Source organism: Pseudomonas sp. 1, from assembly GCF_056626735.1.
This window is the reverse complement of sequence record NZ_JBWXMQ010000020.1, coordinates 58,560-79,523: the sequence shown is the minus strand read 5'-3', so window position 1 is coordinate 79,523 and position 20,964 is coordinate 58,560. Positions and strand designations below refer to the sequence as shown.

Sequence of the window (20,964 nt, the reverse complement as noted above, 5' to 3'; positions counted from 1 at the left end):
TGGGAGCAAGCTCGCTCCCACAGGTTCGCTGGTGAGTTCGGGTCTAGGGAGTGTCGAATGAAAGCCTGGCGTGGCGTGCTGATCGCCTTGTCGTTCCTGTTGCTCAGTGGATGTCTGGTGACCTTCAAGGATCCGCTGCCCGCCAGTGAACCGGCGCCCAAGGGCCTGCTCGGCCAATGGTCGAGCACCAATGCCTGGGGCGAGCCGATGAATCTGGAGCTGACGCGCCTGGGCAACGATCGCTATCAGGCGGTTGCGTACTTCAAGGCCAAACCCCGCGAGCGTGAAGCCTATCCGTTCACGGTGTCGCGCCATGGCAACCGCTGGTACCTGTCGGCTAAGGTGCCGGCGCAATACGGCGGGCACTTCACCATTGCCGGTTTCGAGATCACCGACAAGCGCGAGCTGGTGATCTACAACCTCGACCTTGAGCAGATCAACCAGGCCATCGCCCAGAAAACCCTCGACGGCCAAGGCTTCCAGACCGATGACGGCGAGGGCGTGCAGGTCGACAGTCCGCTTGAAAAGGTCTTTGCTTACCTCGACGACCCGGCCAATTCCGACGTTTTCGTCGAAGCGGCGCGCTATCAGCATCAGGCCAAAGCCAAATAATCCAGTACGTCACGTTTTCTACAGGAGTTTCGGGTGGACGATTACCAGCAGACGATACGCACGTTGTCCGATCGCATTGTGCTGGCGCAGACGCCGATCCGCGTGCTCGACGCGGTCAAGTGGGACGAGAACATTCGCAAGGGTTTCCTCAAGGCCAAGGGCAAGGAATTGCCGGCGGTGGATCGCGACTACTACCTCAACCGGCCGCTGTCCTTCGACTCAAGCAGGGTCAAGCTGGAATTCCAGAACATCGAGCGCGACATCACCCGTCAGCTCGGTCAGTTCAACCCGGTCGGCCAGATCATGCGCCGCATGTGCAAGGAATACCGGATGGTGGTGCGCATGCTCGAAGCGCGCGGCACCGAGGACTTCGGCCTGATTTCCCAGGAACTGTACGGCGCCGCGTCGGATGCGTTCCACGCCGGTGACCCCACGCTGGCCGACCTCGGCCTGATGATGTCCGACTACCTGAACAACATCGATGGTCGTGGCGACCTGAAGGACGAACCGAAGGTCCTCACCGCCAAGGACGCCGTGCACCTGCTGCAAACCCGGCTGAACAAGGTGTTCGGTGAGGCCGAGGAAACCATCCGCGTGTTCGAGTCCGACGGGATCGTCGCCGATGCGGCGGCGGGCGCCGACTACATCAAGATCCGCACCGACGCGATGTTCAACGACCGCGACGTGCGCGCGCTGGAAGTCCACGAAGGCCTGGTGCACGTCGGCACCACGCTCAACGGCTTGAACCAGCCGATCTGCACCTTCCTGTCCAAGGGCCCGCCCTCGTCGACAGTGACTCAGGAAGGCCTGGCGATCCTGATGGAAATCATCACCTTCGCCTCCTACCCGAGCCGCCTGCGTAAACTGACCAACCGCACCCGCGCCATCCACATGGTCGAGGAGGGCGCGGACTTCCTGCAGATTTTCGAGTTCTTCCGCGAGCAGGGCTTCGAAATGGCGGAAAGCTATGGCAACGCCAGTCGGGTTTTCCGTGGATCGACGCCGACAGGTCTGCCATTCACCAAAGACTTGTCCTACCTCAAGGGCTTCATCATGGTTTACAACTACATTCAGTTGGCCGTGCGCAAGGGCAAGCTCGAGCAGATCCCGCTGTTGTTCTGCGGCAAAACCACGCTGGAGGACATGCGAACCCTGCGTCAGCTGGTGGACGAAGGCCTGGTGGTGCCGCCCAAGTACCTGCCGGACCAGTTCCGCGACATGAACGCGTTGTCGGCGTGGATGTGCTTCTCCAACTTCCTCAATCACTTGAGCCTGGACCGGATCGAGGCGGACTACTCGAATATCCTCTGAACTCGATGATGTTCTTTGTGGGAGCGAGCTTGCTCGCGAAGGCGGTGTGTCAGGTAACGCGTGAGTTGAATGTTAGATAGCATTCGCGAGCAAGCTCGCTCCCACATTGGAATGCATTCCCACCCTGTTTTTGCGAGGTTTCACCGGATGAGAATCCTCGGCATCCTTTGCCTGCTTTTGACCCTCGGCGGTTGCAGCTCCTTGCTGTTCTATCCAGAGCCGGGCCAGATATTCACGCCGGAAAAGGCCAAACTCGAATACCGCACCGTCACTCTGACCACCGCCGACGGCCTCAAGCTGAATGCCTGGTGGCTGCCGGCCAAACCCGGTGTCGAGATCAAGGGCACGGTCCTGCACCTGCACGGCAACGGCGGCAACCTGCCGATGCACTTGGGCGGGAGTTGGTGGCTGCCGAAAAACGGCTATCAAGTGTTGCTGGTGGACTATCGCGGTTACGGCCTGTCCGAAGGCGAGCCGAGCCTGCCGGCGATCTATCAGGACATCGATGCCGCCTTCGCCTGGCTGGACAAGGCGCCGGAAGTCAAAGGCAAACCGCTGGTGCTGCTGGGCCAAAGCCTCGGCGGGGCGATGGCCGTGCATTGGCTGGTGCAACATCCGGAAAGACAAAAACAGCTCAAGGCCTTGGTGCTCGACGGTGTGCCCGCCAGTTACCGCAGCGTCGGCCAGTACGCCCTCAGCACGTCGTGGCTGACCTGGCCATTTCAGGTGCCGCTGTCGTGGCTGGTGCCGGATGGCGACAGCGCGATCAACGCCATGCCGCAGCTCAACGGCGTGCCGAAACTGATCTTTCACAGCCTCGACGACCCGCTGGTGCCCCTTTCCAACGGCATCCGTCTGTATCAAGCTGCGCCGCCACCGCGCGTGCTGCAGCTGACCCGGGGCGGGCATGTGCAGACCTTCGGCGACCCGGTGTGGCGCCAGGTGATGCTGCGCTACCTCGACGACCCCGAGCATTTCAACGGCTTGCGTCGCCTCGGCGAGATCCCGAATTATCCGACACCTCCGAATTCTGAAGACGAACCACCAGAGAGTCCGCAATGACTGAAGAACGCAACGCCATCCCGCTGATCATCACCGGTATCTGCAGCATCCTCGGCACCGTCGGTGCCCTGTGGTGGTATGGCTACCTGCACTTCGCCAAACCCGAGGATGCGTTGCTGCTCAACGAATTCACCATGCTCAAGACCATTCCCGGCGAAGACTACAAAGTTTCCCTGGAGCCAGCGGCGCAAGTGGCGCAGTGCATTGATGGGGTGTTGGTGTTGTTTGATACCGAGCAAAAGGGGCTGACTGGCGTGCTGGTCAACGACCGCAAGAAAGCCGTGCGGTGCATGGGGCAGGAGACGCCGCAGAAGCTGGCGCAGTAAAACAGGGTCTGTACGGGCGCCTTCCCTTTTTCAGATGAAAAATCAGGAGGCGCCCGTGTTTTTACAATGCTGCTTACGAAGAACGGTTGGCGAATTGGAAGCTCAAGGGGCTACGTCAAAAGATCCTATTCTTGGCGGTGCAGAGGTGCTGCTTACCTGATGATATATAACTGCAATATATTTCCCTGCTGATAAATGAGGGAAGTTAGTTTTCCAGTTACCCAGCGCATCAGCGATGACTGTTAGTTCATGAGAGATATTTTCTCCGCTTTTTTGGTAGGAAATCTTGGTTGTTGCGCCAGGAATACCCTTCCCTGAGAAATTAATCGGATTTGGAGCAGCTGGCCCCTCTAAGGCCGGGGATGTAATTTTGGGTAACGGAAGTGGTGATGTGCATTTAGGCGCCGTCTCATGATTTACAGCGACGGCAATTGTCGCACCCTGCGAATCTGCACTACATGTTGTAACGGTGATACCTACCCCTGGATCTCTTAGAGTCTTGCCGGGGAGTAATGTCGGATCATCCGTCGTGGCTGTTTCCGGTGTGCCATCGAGCTGGGTGTTTAAAACTGTGCCCCCCATCGTGGTGTATCTCACCCAAACGCCGTTTACCCGGTTATCGGTTGCAGGAAAATTATCGAATGGAGTGGGTTTTCGGTACTCCAACGCCAATTGTGCCGGAGTGGTTTCAGGTCGATTGATGAGATAAAGCTGAGGTCCGGCATCGCCCAGTTTTGCCAAGCGATAAAGGCCGCTGCGTTCGATGACTGCCACCTGTGAGCTGTCCAGCCATCCCGAGTACCACCGATTGTTGGCGGGATAGAGGGTTCCACCCCCAGAGACAGAGTCACCACTGTCGCCATAGCCAATCACCGCACACTCAATGGGGGCCATTTCCAGTGGGGCTAATACGGTATCGCCGTGTTTTGGGCACTTGATGTAGGTGCTTCCATGGCTGTATCCAAGATTGTGCCCGAATTCATGCTTGTAAACGTGAGGGCCTCCCGATTGTCCATATACACCAATGAATTTCCCGGGTGTCCAGGCTGAAGCTGACCCGCCACAGTCAATTACGCTGATGCGGTAATCGTAGTTATTAGCGTCCAGTCCATGCGCCTGCGCGGCTTTTATCCCCTCTGAATCTGCCAGGTTAATCGGCATTGGTGCCGAGTCTCCGGGTTTGAATGTGCATAGTTCAGGGCGAGGGCCGGATGTATGCTCAATGATCTGTCCGGTGAGTGTGAGCTTTCCGTTCGAGGCTGCGTGAATGTAAGCCGGCAGTGCGTTGGGATCCGTAGAAACTGTATGTTGCCTGATCAATGGAAAATCCAGAGCGTCGCCATCCTGCCAATGGGTTACGGTGACCAGTAGTGTTTTGGTTCCCACTACCGGACGCTGATTGACTTCCGGTTCAGGCAATGGAACCTCATTTGGGATGGAATCTCGTTCGTCATACCCAAAATCATTTGCAGTTGAGGCGTTCGATGGTGGTGCTACGCAGCCTGCAACGAGCATGGCTGCACACAGTGTTGTCAGAAAGGCCCGAGTTCGCATGGTAACGCTCCTTGATTTCCAGCATTTGGTTTGGAGCTAAAGTGTTACGCGCACTCATTTGTTTCGCCTACTGTTATAAATGACAGGTCAAGACAAGTGGTAGTCAATCTCCGCTGCAAAAAAAAGCCCCGTCGGAGCAGATCCGGCGGGGCTTTCATGTTGCTTCGCGAATTATTTGGCGCTAACCGCCGAACGCGGCATCACTGGCTGGTTGTCGTTGGAAATGGTCACTTCCACCCGACGGTTCATTGCACGGCCCGAAACGCTGCCGTTATCCGCCACCGGGTATTCCTTGCCATAGCCCTGAGTTACGATGCGCGACGGATCGACGCCCATCTTGATCAGTGCGACCTGTACGGAAGTGGCACGACGCTCGGACAACGACTGGTTGTAGTTCGCCGAACCGGTGCTGTCGGTATAACCCTCGACGATCACTTTGCGATCAGGGTTTTCCTGGAGGAACTGCGCCAGTTTATTGATGTTCACCAGACCGCTGGATTTCAGATCGGCCTTGTTGGTGGCGAACAGCACGTCACCGAAGGTCACCAGCGTACCGCGATCGGTCTGCTTGGCGTTGAGGCTTTCCTGCAGCTGTTTGATCTGCTGATCGCGAGCATCCAGACGGGCCTGGGCGCGTTGGGCGGCGGCGTTCTTCAGATTGTTCTCAGCAGTACGCAGGGCGATAGTCTGCTTGGCCACTTCCACGCGCTGGTTGGTCAGGTAGGCCAGTTGGTCGACCTTGCGCTGATCTTCCTTGTCCAGATAAGCCTTGTCGGCCTTGTCCAGATAATCACTGGCGTCCTTGGTTTCCAGCGCCGCGACCTTGCTGGCCTGCGGGTTGGCCTGCAGGCCGGCGTAGTTGGTGCGCGCCTGTTCCAGATTCGGGTTCGGCGGTGTCGAGCAGGCAGCCAGGGCAACGCTTGCGGCCAGAAGAGCGGGGATCATCAGTTGTTTACGCATAATCGTTCGTCCTTTCTATCGATAAGAGTTTCAGCCTTGCGGTCGGGATGCGCGCTTACTGCACAGTGCGCTGACTTTCCTGACGCAGTTCCTGAACACCTTTCTGGGAATCCTTCACCGCTTGTTCGGCTTTCATCGCCTGAGCCTTGCGTTCAGCGACGCGGGCGTCCCACTCGGCCTGTTCGGCCAGGGTGCGGGCTTCGTCATACTTTTTATCGTGCATGGCGATTTCGGCTTGTTTGAGCTTGTCCTGTGCCTGCTTCATTTCCACGGCGGCGAATTCGGTACCGCCGGCGCTGACCGCGCTGTTGACCGCCGATTGAGTCACGGCGTATTGCTCGGTCGGAGGATTGCCGGCGCAACCGGCCAGTACGAAGCTGGTGCCGATCGCCAGGGCGGCCAGTTTCAGACCGCGCAGGTGGGAAAACGAGGTTTGGGTCTTCATGGTCTTCAACTCCATTGGTTAACTCCTTGGAAGCTTCGAAATCCATCCTGGTAGCGGAGCCGCAACCGTCATGTGCAAGTGCGTTTTGAAACGCTCGTTCCAGGCGTGGTTACCTGTTCCGACCGAAGGCATTTTTCAAAAGTTCAGAAAAGATGGCTCATCGCCAAAAAAAATGCTGACCAGGTGGACAGGGTCCTAAACCGGGAACTTTGGCGGGGGAGAGTGGTACGCGCGGGAGTAATAAGGCGTGTGATTTATGAGTTTGAATACAGTCAATGTGGGAGCGAGCTTGCTCGCGATAGCGTCGGATCAGTCACCACTAAAGTGCCTGACAAACCGCTTTCGCGCGCAAGCTCGCTCCCACGTTTCGATTTATGTTGTGTCAGTGTTTCTGCTTGCCGGCTGCGGTCGACAAGTCATGCAAATGCCGCCGCGACAGCGCGAGAAAACGCGGCGTCGGGCCGACATCTTCATACAGCGGATCGCCTTCCTCGTCGGTGGCGACCACGGTCGAACCTTTCACATACGGCAGGCTCGCCTCGAACTCTTCGAGGGCGGCGCCGATCAGCTCGCCGAGCAGTTCTTCGGCGTGGCGTTTGGGGTACATTTCGGCGATTGCCGCCAGCCGGGCGGCGGCTTCCACATCCAGATGAATCGTGTAGCCGGTATCGGTCAGGCGACCCTTGGCGGTTTCTTCCCAATGCTGGGCGAGTTCACGGATTTTCATATAGACCTCATGTCGCACCTGCTCATGGCAGGTCTTGGTGAGTGTCCGCCGTCAGCCGGCGGCAAGCCGTTGTGGGGCTTACTGTTGAGACTAGCTTCAAGCCTCAAGGTTTAAAGTCCCTTCGTCGTCTGCTTGTAAGAAGCGTTCCAGAGCGGCACTCTCTGTTCATCCACTCACTTGCGATCCGTCACCGATTACTGCTGGAGAGATGCTGATGACCGATATTGATGCACGCTTGCGCGAAGACGTTCACCTGCTCGGTGAGCTGTTGGGCAACACTATTCGTGACCAGTACGGCGAGGCGTTTCTCGACAAGATCGAGCAGATCCGCAAGGGCGCCAAGGCCGACCGGCGCGGCTCGATGGACGCCGAACTCAGCGCCAGCCTCAATCAATTGAGCGAAGACGAACTGCTGCCCGTGGCGCGGGCCTTCAACCAGTTTCTCAACCTGGCGAACATTGCCGAGCAGTACCAGCTCATCCATCGCCGCGAAGAGACCCAGGCCGCACCGTTCGAATCCCGCGTCCTGCCGGAACTGCTCGCCCGCCTGCGCAACGAAGGGCACAGCGCCGAATCCCTGGCCCGGCAACTGGCGCGGCTGGAGATCGAACTGGTGCTCACCGCGCACCCGACCGAAGTGGCCCGCCGCACGCTGATCCAGAAGTACGACGCGATTGCCGCGCAACTGGCGGCCCAGGATCACCGCGACCTGACCACGGCCGAACGCGAGCACATCCACAACACCTTGCAACGCCTGATCGCTGAAGCCTGGCACACCGAAGAAATCCGCCGCACCCGGCCGACCCCGGTGGACGAAGCCAAGTGGGGTTTTGCGGTGATCGAGCACTCGCTGTGGCAGGCGATTCCCAACCATATGCGCAAGGCCGATCAGGCGCTGTTTGCGGCCACCGGTTTGCGTTTGCCACTGGAAGCCGCGCCGATCCGCTTCGCTTCGTGGATGGGCGGCGACCGTGACGGTAACCCGAACGTGACGGCTGCCGTCACCCGCGAAGTGCTGTTGCTGGCGCGCTGGATGGCGGCCGATCTGTACCTGCGGGATGTCGATCACCTGGCGGCCGAACTGTCGATGCAGCAGGCCAGCGATGCGCTCAAGGCCCGGGCCGGCGACAGCGCCGAGCCCTATCGGGCGGTGCTCAAACAATTGCGTGAACGGCTGCGCGCCACCCGTAACTGGGCCCATGCATCGCTGACCGCCACCACGCCGGCCCCGGCCGATGTGCTGCACAACAATCGCGACCTGCTCGATCCGCTGGAACTGTGTTTCAACTCGCTGCACGAGTGCGGCATGGGCGTGATCGCCGATGGGCCGTTGCTCGATTGCCTGCGTCGGGCCGTGACCTTCGGCCTGTTCCTGGTGCGCCTCGATGTGCGTCAGGATTCGTCGCGCCACAGCGCAGCGATGACCGAAATCACCGATTACCTCGGCCTCGGCAAATACGAAGAGTGGGACGAAGAACAGCGCATCAGCTTCCTGACCCGCGAACTGCAAAACCGTCGGCCATTGCTGCCGGCGCATTTCAAACCCTCGGCCGACACCGCCGAAGTGCTCGCCACCTGCAAGGAAATTGCCGCCGCGCCGGCGGCTTCGCTGGGCTCCTACGTGATCTCCATGGCCGGCGCCGCCTCTGATGTGCTGGCGGTGCAACTGCTGCTGAAAGAGTCGGGCGTTTTGCGGCCGATGCGTGTGGTGCCGCTGTTCGAAACCCTCGCCGACCTCGACAACGCCGGCCCGGTGATCGAACGCCTGTTGCTGCTGCCGGGTTATCGCGCACGGCTGCAAGGTCCGCAGGAGGTGATGATCGGCTATTCCGACTCGGCCAAGGACGCTGGCACCACCGCGGCGGCGTGGGCGCAGTACCGGGCGCAGGAACGGCTGGTGGAAATCTGCCGCGAGCAGCAAGTCGAACTGCTGCTGTTCCACGGCCGCGGTGGCACCGTGGGGCGTGGCGGTGGTCCGGCACACGCGGCGATTCTGTCGCAGCCGCCGGGGTCGGTGGCCGGACGTTTCCGCACCACCGAGCAGGGGGAAATGATTCGATTCAAATTCGGCCTGCCGGACATCGCCGAACAAAACCTCAATCTGTATCTGGCGGCAGTGCTCGAAGCGACCCTGTTGCCACCGCCGCCACCGACACCTGAATGGCGGCATCTGATGGACGAACTGGCCGCTGACGGCGTCGCCGCCTACCGTGCGGTGGTTCGGGAAAATCCGCAATTCGTCGAGTATTTCCGCCAGTCGACCCCGGAGCAGGAGCTTGGTCGCCTGCCATTGGGCAGCCGTCCGGCCAAGCGCCGCGCCGGTGGCATCGAAAGTCTGCGGGCGATTCCGTGGATCTTCGGCTGGACCCAGACCCGTCTGATGCTGCCGGCCTGGCTCGGCTGGGAAACCGCCTTGAGCAAGGCGCTGGAGCGCGGCGAAGGCAAGTTGCTGGGGCAGATGCGCGAACAGTGGCCGTTTTTCCGCACGCGTATCGACATGCTGGAGATGGTGCTGGCCAAGGCCGATGCCGACATTGCGCTGTCCTACGACCAGCGTCTGGTGCAGTCGGACCTGTTGCCTTTGGGTGCGCACTTACGCGACCTATTGTCGCAGGCGTGTTCCGTGGTCCTCGGCCTGACCGGTCAGTCGCAGCTGCTGGCACATAGCCCGGATACCCTGGAATTCATCCGTCTGCGCAACACCTACCTTGACCCGCTGCATCTATTGCAGGCCGAGTTGCTGGCGCGCTCGCGGCAACAGGATGTCGAGCAGGGCAGCCCGGTGGAACAGGCGCTGCTGGTGTCTGTGGCGGGGATTGCCGCCGGTTTGCGAAATACCGGCTAAGGTTTTCTGCGTGGGGCGGGGCACCCGGGGCGAACCCTTGGGTGCCGTTTGACGACCGTGGGAAAAATGCGGTCAGGCGACAGTTAATGATGGGGTTGCGACTTGGGGAACCGCGTCGCAAGGTCGCGGCGGGCGCCGGTTTCTCCGACTTTTGGCGTCTTGTGTGGGCGCAGCCTGCTGTGTATCTTGATCAGCCTTTGGCCGTTTGGGCGGCCACGACCCGTTTTATGAGATTGGCCCCACGAGGCGAATCCATTGTTTTTTATATAAAAAATTGAGGAGCACATCGATGCGCGTCATTCTGCTGGGAGCTCCCGGGGCCGGTAAAGGTACTCAGGCTAAGTTCATCACCGAGAAATTCGGCATTCCGCAAATCTCCACCGGCGACATGCTGCGTGCTGCGGTCAAGGCCGGCACCGAGCTGGGCATCAAGGCCAAGAGCATCATGGATGCCGGTGGCCTGGTGTCGGATGACCTGATCATCGCGCTGGTCAAGGACCGTATCGCTCAAGCCGATTGCGCCAAGGGTTTCCTGTTCGATGGCTTCCCGCGCACCATTCCTCAGGCTGAAGCGCTGGTGACTGCCGGTGTCGAGCTGGACGCCGTGGTCGAAATCGCCGTTGAAGACGAAGAAATCGTTCAGCGTATCGCCGGTCGTCGCGTTCACGAGGCCAGCGGCCGCGTTTACCACATCGTCTACAACCCGCCGAAAATTGCCGGTAAAGACGACATCACCGGCGAAGAGCTGGTACAGCGCAAGGACGACACCGAAGAAACCGTGCGTCATCGCCTGTCGGTCTACCACTCGCAGACCAAGCCGCTGGTGGACTTCTACCAGAAGCTGTCCGCCAGTAACGGTGGCAAGCCGAAGTACAGCCACATCCCTGGCGTCGGTTCGGTTGAAGCGATCACCGCCAAGGTGCTTGAAGCGCTGAGCTGAAAAACCTGATCCGCTGCATCATCCACGGCCCGCTTGCGGGCCGTAGTTGTTTATACTGGCGCACTTTTCCCCACCTGATTTACGGACACATCGATGAGCACCTTGCTGGCCCTGGACACCGCGACTGAAGCTTGCTCCGTTGCCTTGCTGCATGACGGCAAGGTCACGAGCCATTACGAGGTGATCCCGCGCCTGCATGCGCAGAAACTGCTGCCGATGATCCAGCAACTGCTGGCCGACGCCGGCACCACCCTGCAAGCGGTGGATGCCATCGCCTTCGGCCGTGGCCCGGGCGCTTTCACTGGCGTGCGAATTGCCATCGGCGTGGTGCAAGGCCTGGCGTTTGCCCTGGATCGTCCGGTGTTGCCGGTGTCGAACCTGGCCGTGCTGGCGCAACGGGCGTATCGCGAACACGGCGTGAGCCAGGTGGCGGCGGCTATCGATGCGCGCATGGATGAGGTGTATTGGGGCTGCTACCGCGAGTCGGCCGGGGAGATGCGCTTGGCCGGCGCCGAGGCGGTGCTGCCGCCGGAAGTCGCCGCGCTGCCGGAGGATGCCTCGGGTGAATGGTTCGGTGCCGGCACCGGCTGGGGTTATGGCGAACGCATCGCGGTAAACCTGAGCGGTTCCGATGCCGGCATGCTGCCCCACGCTGAAGACCTGCTGACTCTGGCACGATTTGCCTGGGAGCGCGGTGAAGCGATTCCGGCTGACGACGCCCAGCCGGTTTACCTGCGCGACAAGGTAGCCACCCCGAAAGCCCGCTAAGGCCATTCACCCTGTGACATTCGCCGCAGGGTTCTCCCGCTCCTGCCAATCGTCCGTTTCTAACCCCGCGCTTTAAACCTTTTGTCTTTTATGTGTTCTAGTTATCACTCGGCGATTTGCTAAGTCGGTCAGGTGCCGCTAAATTGCCATCATCGATACCGAGCATGACTTTATGCGTATAGACGGCGTTTCCACTCATTCCTACCCTATCAAGCGCAAGCCTCGCAAAGGCAATCCGGCGCTGGATGAGTCCGTCGACGATATCGACGGCGAGCTGGAATTCCCGACCGAAGAGCAACTGGCCGCCCGTGCCGCCAAAGCCACCGCGCAACGCCTGAGCAATCTGCCCGCCCGCCAACAAGACATGATATATCACCGCGCGATGAAGAAAAGCGTGGCCATGGCCCTGGCCAGCTACCTGAGCACCGCCGGTTTTGTCGATTGGGATGCAGACGTGCTGGGCCTCGATCTGTACATCTGATGGATCTGCCTTACTACCTCGGTTGCCCGTCCTGGAGCGAAAACGCCTGGCGCGAGTATCTGTATCCGGCAGACGCCAAGACCTCCGATTTCCTCGGACTCTATTCACAAGTCTTCAACGCGGTGGAAGGCAACACGACCTTCTACGCCAGCCCCTCGCCGGCCACCGTGCAGCGTTGGGCCGAGGTGATGCCGGAGCATTTTCGCTTCACCGCCAAGTTTCCCGGTGACATCAGCCACAGCGGCGACTTGCGCGATCAACTGACCGCCGCTGAAACCTTCCTCCAGTTACTCAAGCCGCTCGGTGAGCGCGTCTCGCCAATGTGGCTGCAACTGTCGAAAAGCTTCACTCCGCATCGCTTGCCGGAGCTTGCTGCGTTTATCGATGCACTGGATTGCCCGCTGGCGGTGGAAGTGCGCCACGAACAGTTTTTCGCCAAGGGCGAGAGTGAGCGACTGCTGAACCGGCTATTGCTGGATCGTGGCGTGGAGCGTATCTGTCTCGACCCGCGCGCGTTGTTCAGTTGCCTGTCGACCGAGTCGTCGGTGATCCACGCCCAATCGAAAAAGCCCCGCGTGCCCACGCGGCCGGCAGCATTCACTCAATTCCCGCAGGTGCGCTTCATCGGCCACCCGGAGCTTGAGGCCAACGATCCGTTTCTGGTGCCGTGGGTGGCGAAAATCGCCGAGTGGATCGAAGAGGGCCGCACGCCCTACATCTTCCTGCACACCGCCGATAACCTCCTCGCGGCGAAGCTGGCGCAACGTTTTCACGCACAACTGATGCAACGTTTGCCTGGCCTGCGCCCCTTGCCTGAGCTATACAGAGAACCCGCCGCCGAGCAACTCGGCCTGCTCTGAGGCGGATTCATTTTCTGCTCAGGAGCCTGCCGATGGACGTCCAAGCCCGTCAACAACAAGCCCGTAAAGCCGAATCCTTCAAAGCCCTGCACGAACGCCCGGGGATTTTCGTGATCCCTAATCCGTGGGACGCCGGTTCCGCGAAGATGCTCGCCAGTCTCGGCTATCAGGCGCTGGCGACCACGAGCGCCGGTTATGCGTTTTCTCAGGCCAAACCCGATGGCGGTCTTAGCCTCGACGATACGCTGGCCAATGTTCGGGCGATTGTCGCGGCCACCGATCTGCCGGTGGCGGTGGATCTGGAAAACGGTTTCGCCGACGCTCCAGCGCAATCGGCGCAAAGTCTGATCCGAGCCGCCGAGGCGGGCGCCGTGGGCGGCTCGATCGAGGATGCCACCGGCCGGGAAGACTCGCCGATCTACTGCTTCGAACACGCGGTGGCGCGGATCGAAGCGGCCGTCGCGGCCGTGCGCACCTTGCCGTTTCCCTTCATGCTGACCGCCCGTGCGGAAAACTATCTGCATGGCAATCCCGATATCAACGACACCATCCGCCGCTTGCAGGCCTTCGCCGAAGCCGGCGCCGACGTGCTGTACGCGCCGGGCCTGCGCACCGCCGAAGAAGTTCTGGCGGTGGTGCGCGCGGTGGCGCCGAAACCGGTCAACGTGCTGATGTCCGGCGGCTTGAAACTGACGGTGCAGCAGCTCGAAGAAATGGGCGTGAAGCGGATCAGCACCGGATCGGCGCTGGCCCTGGCGGCGTTGGGTGAGTTTTACCGCGCGGCGGAAGAAATCCAGCAGTCCGGCACGTTCACCTTCACCTCCCGTTCGATGCCGTACGCCAAAGCCAATCAATTGTTCAAGGGGTGAGCATGGGGCGCTGGACGCTGTTGACCGTGCTGCTGATCATCGGTGGCAGCCTGATCGGCGTCTGGCGCGGTTGGCTTGATGTGCCGCCGCAGTGGAACCCGTGGGCGCCACTGGACGTGCAGGCGACGCCCAACTGGCTCACGGGCTACAAGTTGATGCGCCTGCGCAGCGATCCGGCCTTGTGCGAGCAGGCGCTGGTCAGCTCCGGCCTGCGGGTTTCACCACAGGCCGACAGTCCCGACGCCAAATGTCCGCTGATCGGTGCTTTGCGCGTGCAGGGCGGCGGGGTGGCGCTCAGCAGCAGCTTTCTCGCCAGTTGTCCCTTGGCGGTGGCGTTTGCGCTGTTCGAGCGCCATACGCTGCAACCGGCGGCGCAGCAGGCCTACGGTCAATCTGTGGCTCGAGTCGATCACCTCGGCAGCTTCGCTTGTCGCAATATCTACAACCGCGAGAGCGGTGCACTCAGCCGCCATGCCAGCGCCGATGCGCTGGACATCGCCGGCTTGCGCCTCGCGGATGGTCGCGTGATCAGCGTGCTCAAGGACTGGCCGAAGCAAAACCAGGACGCGCAGTTTCTACGTCAGGTGCGCGACGGTGCCTGCGAGGCGTTCAGTGTGGTGTTGAGTCCGGACTACAACGCAGCCCATCGCAATCACTTTCATGTCGATGTCGGGCGCTGGAGCGTGTGTCGCTGAGGGATCAGGCGGCGATGCGCAGGTTCTGCTGAACGATCGGGCGTACCCAGCCGTTATCGAAGTCCAGGGCTTTCTGCTGCTCGACGATTTCTTCCGGCGGGAACGGCGGGTAAGGCTGCAGCAGATCCAGGTCGAACTCGGCAATCGGCAGGTAGAGCGGCTTTTTCTGCGGGGCAGGGCCCGGTTCCGGAATCGGCTGGCCGTTGTTGATCACGATCGGACGCACCCAACTGCTGTCGAAATCCTGCTGCTTTTGCTGAGTCTTGATTGCTTCTGGCGGGAACGGAGGGTACGGCTCGGCCAGATCCAGTTCGAGCTCGGCGATCGGCAGGAACAGCGGCTCCGGAGGACGCACCTGGGTTTCGACCACATCGCATTCGCGCTGGCTGATGATGTGCGCGTGCAGTTCGCTGCCGACGGTTGGTTCTTCAGGACTTTCCAGATCAACCGGCGGGAAAGTGCCGCAGGCCGGCACCACATCACTCGATTGTTCGGCCAGTGCCTGGGCAAAGAAATCCTGCCACAGGTGGCTGACGCCGCCCAATGCTTGAGTGTTATGACGGCTGAAATCACCTGTGGGCGAAATGTAGCCAATCGATGTGGGAAGAATGCCTGACATTTTTTTCGGTTGACGCTCAGCTCTGGCAAAATGCGCGTTGATTGGGTTATCGGCGGTTTTTGCCGATCCTTAACTTTTTTGAGCGTGTTTTCCATGATTGAGCAACCCGCGGCCTGCCGCATCCATGTCGAGGCCCTCGGCCCGACGTTCGAAGCGCAGGCCGAGCAGTGGGCGCAACGCCTGGGCCTGCCGTTGCAGGTGGCAGACGGCGAGTTTGCCCTGCAGGTCGGTGAGCAGGGTTTGCAGCTGCAACAACTGGGACCGGATGCGCCGGGGCCGGTGCGGGTCGACTTCGTCGAGGGTGGCGCGGCCCATCGCCGGTTGTACGGCGGTGGCAGCGGACAGATGATCGCCAAGGCGGTCGGCATCGCTCAGGGCGTACGTCCACGGGTGCTGGACGCCACGGCGGGGCTGGGCAAGGATGCGTTCGTACTGGCCAGTCTTGGCTGCGAGATGAGCCTGATCGAGCGTCAGCCATTGATCGGCGCCTTGCTGGAGGATGGTCTGGCCCGCGCGGCAGAAGACTTCGACGTGGCGCCGATCGTAGCGCGGATGAAGCTGCTCAAGGGCAATTCCATCGAGGTGATGCGCAATTGGGAGGGCGAGCCGCCGCAGGTGATCTACCTCGACCCGATGTTCCCGCATCGTGAGAAAACTGCGCTGGTGAAGAAGGAAATGCGTCTGTTCCGTCCGCTGGTAGGCGATGATCCGGATGCTCCGGCCTTGCTGGAAGCGGCGTTGGCACTGGCCACGCATCGGGTAGTGGTCAAGCGCCCGCGCAAGGCACCGTGCATCGAAGGGCCGAAGCCGAGTCATGCGCTGGATGGCAAATCCAGCCGTTACGACATCTACCCGAAGAAAGCGCTCAAGGCCTGAGACCGAGTCGTCCCCAATCGCTGGCTTGCCAGCGAAAGCGTCAGTGCAGACGCCGCGGAAATCAGGGTCGATAGGCCCGCATGAACAGCCCGACCACCTCCTGCACATGACTTTCCGCCGCCTCACCGGTCAGCGGTTCTCCGCAGCCGTATAACAGCCGGAAATTCCCCGCGCCCTTGATCAGGCAAAAGAAGTGCTCGGCGGCGTTGTGCGGGTTGTCGATGCTCAGCACACCGGTTTCGTGAATCCGTCGCAGCAAACGTTCCATGCCTTGCACCATGCGCTGGGGACCGGCCTCGAAGAAGATCAGCGACAGCTTCGGATCCTGACTTCCCAGCGCCATGATCAGGCGATGCAGGTTCACCGATTCATCGCTGTTGATGAGGTGGTGAAAGCCTCTCGCAATGTTCAGCAACACATTTTCCACCGCGATGCCTTCCGGCAATTCGAAGAACAGTGGCGGCAATTGCTCCTCGCATTTGGCCACCACGGCGGCAGAGAACAGCGTCTCCTTGTCGTTGAAATGGCTGTAGACCGTCAGTTTCGATACGCCCGCCTCGGCGGCAACCGCGTCCATGCTGGTGTTGGCATAGCCATGACTCAGAAACAGGATTTTCGCCGCCTCCAGAATCGCCTGGCGCTTGGCCGGATCCTTCGGTCGGCCAGGGCCGTTTGGAGTGGAAAGATTGTTCGACATTCTTCGCTTTTAATACTGGACTGGTGAGTTTGCTATTAATAACATACCGGCCAGTATAATTATTCCAAGCCTCCTTAGCGAAAGGTCCTTCACCATGTTCCGCCATGCGTTGTCCTTTGCGGTGCCAGTCAGTCTGGCGTTTTTATTGTCGGCGTGTGGCAAGGAAGAGGTGACGCAAGTCAGCGTGCGACCGGCCATGGTGGTGCAGCCAGAGCCTTCGGCGCAGGCGATGGAAAGTTATCCGGGCGAGGTTCGCGCCCGCTACGAACCCGATCTTGCGTTCCGCATCGGCGGCAAAGTCAGCCGACGACTGGTCGACGAGGGGCAGCGCGTGAAGGCCGATCAACCGCTCGCCGAACTTGATCCGCAGGATGTACGCCTGCAACTGGAAGCCACCCGGGCCCAGGTCGCGGCCGCCGAAGCCAATCTGAACCTGGTGCGCGCCGAGCGTGACCGCTACAAGACCCTGATGGAGCGGCAGATGGTCAGTCGCTCGGCCTACGACAATGCCGAGAACCTCTACCGTTCCGGTGAAGCCCGCCTCAAACAGATCAAGGCCGAATTCAACGTCTCGACCAATCAGGCCAGTTACGCCGTGCTGCGCGCGCCTCAGGATGGCGTGGTGGCCAAACGCTCGGTGGAAGTCGGGCAAGTGGTCGCCGCCGGACAGACCGTTTTCACCCTCGCCACTGACGGCGAGCGTGAAGTGCTGATCAGCCTGCCGGAGCAGAGCTTCGGTCGCTTCAAGGTCGGCCAGCCAGTCTCGGTGGAACTGTGGACACAACAGAACCAGCGCTTCGCCGGGCAGATCCGCGAACTGTCGCCGGCCGCCGATCCGAAATCCCGCACCTTCGCTGCACGCATTTCATTCACCTCCGGCAAAGTCCCGGCAGAACTGGGCCAGAGCGCCCGGGTTTTCGTGCAGACCGCCGATGTCATCCCGCTGTCGGTGCCGCTCTCGGCGCTGACCGCCGAAAACGGCGCGACCTACGTCTGGGTCGTCAGCGCCAACAACACTTTGAAAAAGACTCCGGTGCGCACCGGCCCGTTCGGTGAGAAAACCGTGCCCGTGCTCGAAGGCCTGAACGCCAGCGACTGGGTGGTCGCCGCTGGCGTCCATGTGCTGCTGGAAGGTCAGCAGGTGCGTCCGGTGGATCGCTCCAACCGCGTGGTCAATCTGGCGGACAAGGAGTAATCCCCGATGGGTTTCAATCTTTCCGCCTGGGCGTTGCGCAATCGTCAGATCGTACTGTTCCTGATGCTTTTGCTGGCGATCGTCGGCGCCTTGTCCTACACCAAGCTCGGCCAGAGTGAAGATCCGCCGTTCACCTTCAAGGCCATGGTGATCCAGACCCGTTGGCCGGGCGCCACGGCCCAGGAGGTCTCGCGTCAGGTCACCGAGCGCATCGAAAAGAAACTGATGGAAACCGGTGAGTACGAGCGAATTGTTTCGTTCTCGCGCCCCGGTGAATCCCAGGTCACGTTCATCGCCCGTGACTCGATGCATTCGGTGGAGATTCCCGATCTTTGGTATCAGGTGCGCAAGAAGGTCAGCGATATTCGCCAGACCTTGCCGCCGGGCATTCAGGGACCGTTTTTCAACGATGAGTTCGGCACCACCTTCGGCAATATCTATGCGCTGACCGGTGACGGTTTCGACTACGCGGTGTTAAAGGATTACGCCGATCGCATCCAGATCCAGCTGCAACGGGTCAAGGATGTGGGCAAGGTCGATCTGCTCGGTTTGCAGGACGAGAAGATCTGGGTCGAGCTGTCCAACGTCAAACTCGCCACCCTCGGCTTGCCGCTGGCAGCCGTGCAGCAGGCGCTGGAAGAACAGAATGCGGTGTCCACCGCCGGCTTCTTCGAAACCGGCAGCGAGCGATTGCAGCTGCGGGTTTCAGGGAATTTTCAGACAGTCGAGGAGATCAGGAACTTCCCGATCCGGGTCGGTGATCGTACGTTCCGCATTTCCGATGTCGCCGATGTGCGGCGCGGTTTCAATGATCCTCCGGCGCCGCGCATGCGCTTCATGGGCGAAGACGCCATCGGTCTTGCGGTGGCGATGAAGGACGGCGGCGACATTCTGGTGCTGGGCAAGGCCCTGGAAATCGAGTTCTCCCGAATCCAGAAAAACCTCCCGGCCGGAATGCAGTTGCGCAAGGTCTCCGATCAGCCCGCAGCCGTGAAAACCGGTGTCGGCGAGTTCGTCCAGGTGCTGGTCGAGGCGTTGGCCATCGTATTGCTGGTGAGCTTCTTCTCCCTCGGCGTGCGCACCGGCATGGTGGTGGCGCTGACGATTCCGCTGGTGCTGGCGATGACGTTCGCCTGCATGTATTACCTCGGCATCGGCCTGCACAAGATTTCCCTCGGCGCGCTGGTGCTGGCGCTGGGTTTGCTGGTGGACGACGCGATCATCGCCGTGGAAATGATGGCGATCAAAATGGAGCAGGGTTTCGACCGGATCAAGGCTGCCAGTTATGCCTGGACCAGCACCGCGTTCCCGATGCTCACCGGTACGCTGATCACCGCCGCAGGATTTCTGCCGATTGCCACGGCGCAGTCCGGCACCGGCGAATACACTCGCTCGATCTTCCAGGTGGTGACCATCGCTTTGCTCGCATCGTGGGTGGCGGCTGTGGTGTTCGTGCCATATCTGGGAGAAAAGCTCCTGCCGGATCTGGCGAAAATTCATGCGGCCAAACACGGGGCCGCTGACGGCCATGCTGACCCCTACGGCACTCCGTTCTACCAACGGGTGCGGCGTCTGGTGGAGTGGTGCGTGCGTCGGCGCAAAACCGTGATCGTGCTCACCGTGTTGCTGTTCGTGGCGTCGGTGGCGTTGTTCCGGTTCGTGCCGCAGCAGTTCTTCCCGGCTTCCGGGCGACTGGAGTTGATGGTCGATTTGAAACTTGCCGAGGGCGCCTCGCTGGCCAATACCACGGGCGAGGTCAAACGCCTGGAAGCGATGCTCAAGGATCACGCCGGCATCGACAACTATGTCGCTTACGTCGGCACCGGTTCGCCGCGTTTCTACCTGCCGCTGGATCAACAACTGCCGGCGGCGAGTTTTGCTCAGTTCGTCGTGTTGGCGAAAACCATCGAGGAGCGCGAAGCGCTGCGCACGTGGCTGATCGACACCTTGAACGAGCAGTTCCCGGCCCTGCGCTCGCGGGTCACGCGCCTGGAAAACGGTCCTCCGGTTGGCTATCCGGTGCAGTTCCGCGTCACTGGCGAGCACATCGAAGAAGTTCGTGCGCTGGCCCGGAAAGTCGCGGCCAAGGTGCGTGAGAATCCGCATGTGGTGAATGTGCATCTGGACTGGGAAGAACCGAGCAAGGTCGTGTATCTGAACATCGATCAGGATCGCGCCCGGGCGCTGGGCGTGAGCACGGCAAATCTGGCGAAGTTCCTCCAGAGTTCGCTGACCGGTTCCAGCGTCAGCCAGTATCGCGAGGACAACGAACTGATCGAAATCCTCCTGCGCGGCACCGTGCACGAGCGCACCGAGCTGTCGTTGCTGCCCAGTCTGGCGGTGCCGACCGACAACGGTCGCAGCGTCGCGCTGTCGCAGATCGCCACGCTGGAATATGGCTTCGAGGAAGGCATCATCTGGCACCGCAATCGCTTGCCGAACGTGACCGTGCGCGCGGACATCTATGGCAAGGAGCAGCCGGCGACGCTGGTGAAGCAGATCATGCCGACGCTTGATCCGATCCGTGCCCAATTGCCGGACGGCTATCTGCTGGATGTCGGCGGTACGGTGGAAGATTCGGAACGGGGGCAGAAGTCGGTGAACGCCGGTGTGCCGATGTTCATTGTCGTGGTGTTGACGTTGCTGATGGTGCAGCTGCGCAGTTTCTCACGCACGGCGATGGTGTTTCTGACCGCGCCTTTGGGGTTGATCGGGGTGACGCTGTTTCTGCTGGTGTTCCGTCAGCCGTTCGGGTTTGTGGCGATGCTCGGGACGATCGCGTTGTCGGGGATGATCATGCGTAACTCGGTGATTCTGGTGGATCAGATCGAGCAGGATATTGCGGCGGGTCTCAAGCCCTGGCAGGCGATCATTGAGGCGACCGTGCGGCGGTTCCGGCCGATTGTGTTGACGGCGCTGGCGGCGGTGCTGGCGATGATTCCGCTTTCACGCAGTGTGTTCTTCGGGCCGATGGCGGTGGCGATCATGGGCGGGTTGATTGTTGCTACTGCTCTGACGCTTTTGTTTTTGCCGGCGTTGTATGCGGCTTGGTTCAGGGTGCGTAAGGAGTCCTGAAACCTTTTGAGCGTGGCGGCCTGTCTGCCGACCATGATCTATCGGTT

20 protein-coding genes are annotated in these 20,964 nt (G+C 60.6%); 14 read left to right on the top strand and 6 right to left on the bottom strand.

What is annotated here, in order from left to right:
- Positions 1–57: 57 nt before the first annotated feature.
- From AC1MDC_RS25090 to AC1MDC_RS25075, 4 genes are all read left to right on the top strand, one after another.
- A complete protein-coding gene (locus AC1MDC_RS25090) occupies positions 58–612 on the top strand; it encodes a hypothetical protein (RefSeq protein ID WP_085688811.1) in 555 nt (184 codons plus the stop codon).
- Between the two features lie 33 nt (positions 613–645).
- Positions 646–1,923 (top strand): flavohemoglobin expression-modulating QEGLA motif protein, encoded by a 1,278-nt coding sequence (locus AC1MDC_RS25085; RefSeq protein ID WP_085688808.1) that lies wholly within the window; start codon positions 646–648, stop codon positions 1,921–1,923.
- A gap of 147 nt (positions 1,924–2,070) precedes the next feature.
- On the top strand, positions 2,071–2,985 hold the full coding sequence (locus AC1MDC_RS25080) for an alpha/beta hydrolase (protein ID WP_480393885.1): 915 nt from the start codon (positions 2,071–2,073) through the stop codon (positions 2,983–2,985).
- Positions 2,982–3,311 (top strand): PA3694 family proteiin, encoded by a 330-nt coding sequence (locus AC1MDC_RS25075; protein ID WP_085697300.1) that lies wholly within the window; start codon positions 2,982–2,984, stop codon positions 3,309–3,311. The genes AC1MDC_RS25080 and AC1MDC_RS25075 overlap by 4 nt, the downstream gene beginning before the upstream one ends.
- 102 nt (positions 3,312–3,413) lie before the next feature.
- On the opposite strand, the gene AC1MDC_RS25070 is transcribed toward AC1MDC_RS25075, so the two are convergent.
- The 4 genes from AC1MDC_RS25070 to AC1MDC_RS25055 all read right to left on the bottom strand — a co-directional run bounded on the left by AC1MDC_RS25070 (position 3,414) and on the right by AC1MDC_RS25055 (position 6,997).
- The gene (locus AC1MDC_RS25070) at positions 3,414–4,865 is read right to left on the bottom strand and encodes a transposase (protein WP_480393884.1); all 1,452 of its coding nucleotides are present in this window, start codon (positions 4,863–4,865) and stop codon (positions 3,414–3,416) included.
- A 171-nt stretch (positions 4,866–5,036) separates the two neighbouring features.
- Entirely contained in the window at positions 5,037–5,825 is a 789-nt protein-coding gene (lptF, locus tag AC1MDC_RS25065) for a lipotoxin F family OmpA-related lipoprotein LptF (protein WP_085697301.1), read from the bottom strand.
- A gap of 55 nt (positions 5,826–5,880) precedes the next feature.
- On the bottom strand, positions 5,881–6,285 hold the full coding sequence (locus tag AC1MDC_RS25060; RefSeq protein ID WP_085697302.1) for a DUF4398 domain-containing protein: 405 nt from the start codon (positions 6,283–6,285) through the stop codon (positions 5,881–5,883).
- A 367-nt stretch (positions 6,286–6,652) separates the two neighbouring features.
- A complete protein-coding gene (locus tag AC1MDC_RS25055) occupies positions 6,653–6,997 on the bottom strand; it encodes a pilin assembly protein (RefSeq protein WP_085688799.1) in 345 nt (114 codons plus the stop codon).
- A 214-nt stretch (positions 6,998–7,211) separates the two neighbouring features.
- On the opposite strand from AC1MDC_RS25055, the gene ppc reads away from it, so the two are divergent.
- The 7 genes from ppc to AC1MDC_RS25020 all read left to right on the top strand — a co-directional run bounded on the left by ppc (position 7,212) and on the right by AC1MDC_RS25020 (position 14,455).
- Positions 7,212–9,842, top strand: a complete 2,631-nt coding sequence (ppc, locus tag AC1MDC_RS25050; RefSeq protein WP_480393883.1) for a phosphoenolpyruvate carboxylase — start codon at positions 7,212–7,214, stop codon at positions 9,840–9,842.
- Positions 9,843–10,131: 289 nt separating this feature from the next.
- The gene (adk, locus tag AC1MDC_RS25045; RefSeq protein WP_085697304.1) at positions 10,132–10,782 is read left to right on the top strand and encodes an adenylate kinase; all 651 of its coding nucleotides are present in this window, start codon (positions 10,132–10,134) and stop codon (positions 10,780–10,782) included.
- A 93-nt stretch (positions 10,783–10,875) separates the two neighbouring features.
- On the top strand, positions 10,876–11,550 hold the full coding sequence (gene tsaB / locus AC1MDC_RS25040) for a tRNA (adenosine(37)-N6)-threonylcarbamoyltransferase complex dimerization subunit type 1 TsaB (RefSeq protein ID WP_480393882.1): 675 nt from the start codon (positions 10,876–10,878) through the stop codon (positions 11,548–11,550).
- Positions 11,551–11,722: 172 nt separating this feature from the next.
- Positions 11,723–12,031, top strand: coding sequence for a hypothetical protein (locus AC1MDC_RS25035; protein ID WP_007954720.1), 309 nt, complete (start codon positions 11,723–11,725; stop codon positions 12,029–12,031).
- Positions 12,031–12,891 (top strand): DUF72 domain-containing protein, encoded by an 861-nt coding sequence (locus AC1MDC_RS25030; RefSeq protein WP_085702564.1) that lies wholly within the window; start codon positions 12,031–12,033, stop codon positions 12,889–12,891. Before AC1MDC_RS25035 ends, AC1MDC_RS25030 begins: the two co-directional genes overlap by 1 nt.
- Positions 12,892–12,923: 32 nt before the next feature.
- Entirely contained in the window at positions 12,924–13,760 is an 837-nt protein-coding gene (locus AC1MDC_RS25025; RefSeq protein WP_085697307.1) for an isocitrate lyase/PEP mutase family protein, read from the top strand.
- Between the two features lie 2 nt (positions 13,761–13,762).
- Positions 13,763–14,455, top strand: a complete 693-nt coding sequence (locus tag AC1MDC_RS25020) for an extensin-like domain-containing protein (RefSeq protein WP_085702566.1) — start codon at positions 13,763–13,765, stop codon at positions 14,453–14,455.
- A 4-nt stretch (positions 14,456–14,459) separates the two neighbouring features.
- Here AC1MDC_RS25020 and AC1MDC_RS25015 read toward each other — a convergent pair whose 3' ends face one another.
- Entirely contained in the window at positions 14,460–15,074 is a 615-nt protein-coding gene (locus AC1MDC_RS25015) for an energy transducer TonB (protein WP_085697309.1), read from the bottom strand.
- A gap of 93 nt (positions 15,075–15,167) precedes the next feature.
- Between AC1MDC_RS25015 and AC1MDC_RS25010 the strand changes: the two genes are divergently transcribed.
- The gene (locus AC1MDC_RS25010) at positions 15,168–15,950 is read left to right on the top strand and encodes a class I SAM-dependent methyltransferase (RefSeq protein ID WP_480393881.1); all 783 of its coding nucleotides are present in this window, start codon (positions 15,168–15,170) and stop codon (positions 15,948–15,950) included.
- 61 nt (positions 15,951–16,011) lie between these two features.
- On the opposite strand, the gene AC1MDC_RS25005 is transcribed toward AC1MDC_RS25010, so the two are convergent.
- Positions 16,012–16,647: a TetR/AcrR family transcriptional regulator gene (locus AC1MDC_RS25005; RefSeq protein WP_085697311.1), complete on the bottom strand. Its 636-nt coding sequence runs from the start codon at positions 16,645–16,647 to the stop codon at positions 16,012–16,014.
- Positions 16,648–16,741: 94 nt separating this feature from the next.
- On the opposite strand from AC1MDC_RS25005, the gene AC1MDC_RS25000 reads away from it, so the two are divergent.
- Positions 16,742–17,842, top strand: a complete 1,101-nt coding sequence (locus AC1MDC_RS25000; protein ID WP_480393880.1) for an efflux RND transporter periplasmic adaptor subunit — start codon at positions 16,742–16,744, stop codon at positions 17,840–17,842.
- A 6-nt stretch (positions 17,843–17,848) separates the two neighbouring features.
- Entirely contained in the window at positions 17,849–20,917 is a 3,069-nt protein-coding gene (locus tag AC1MDC_RS24995) for an efflux RND transporter permease subunit (RefSeq protein WP_480393879.1), read from the top strand.
- Positions 20,918–20,964: the final 47 nt, after the last annotated feature.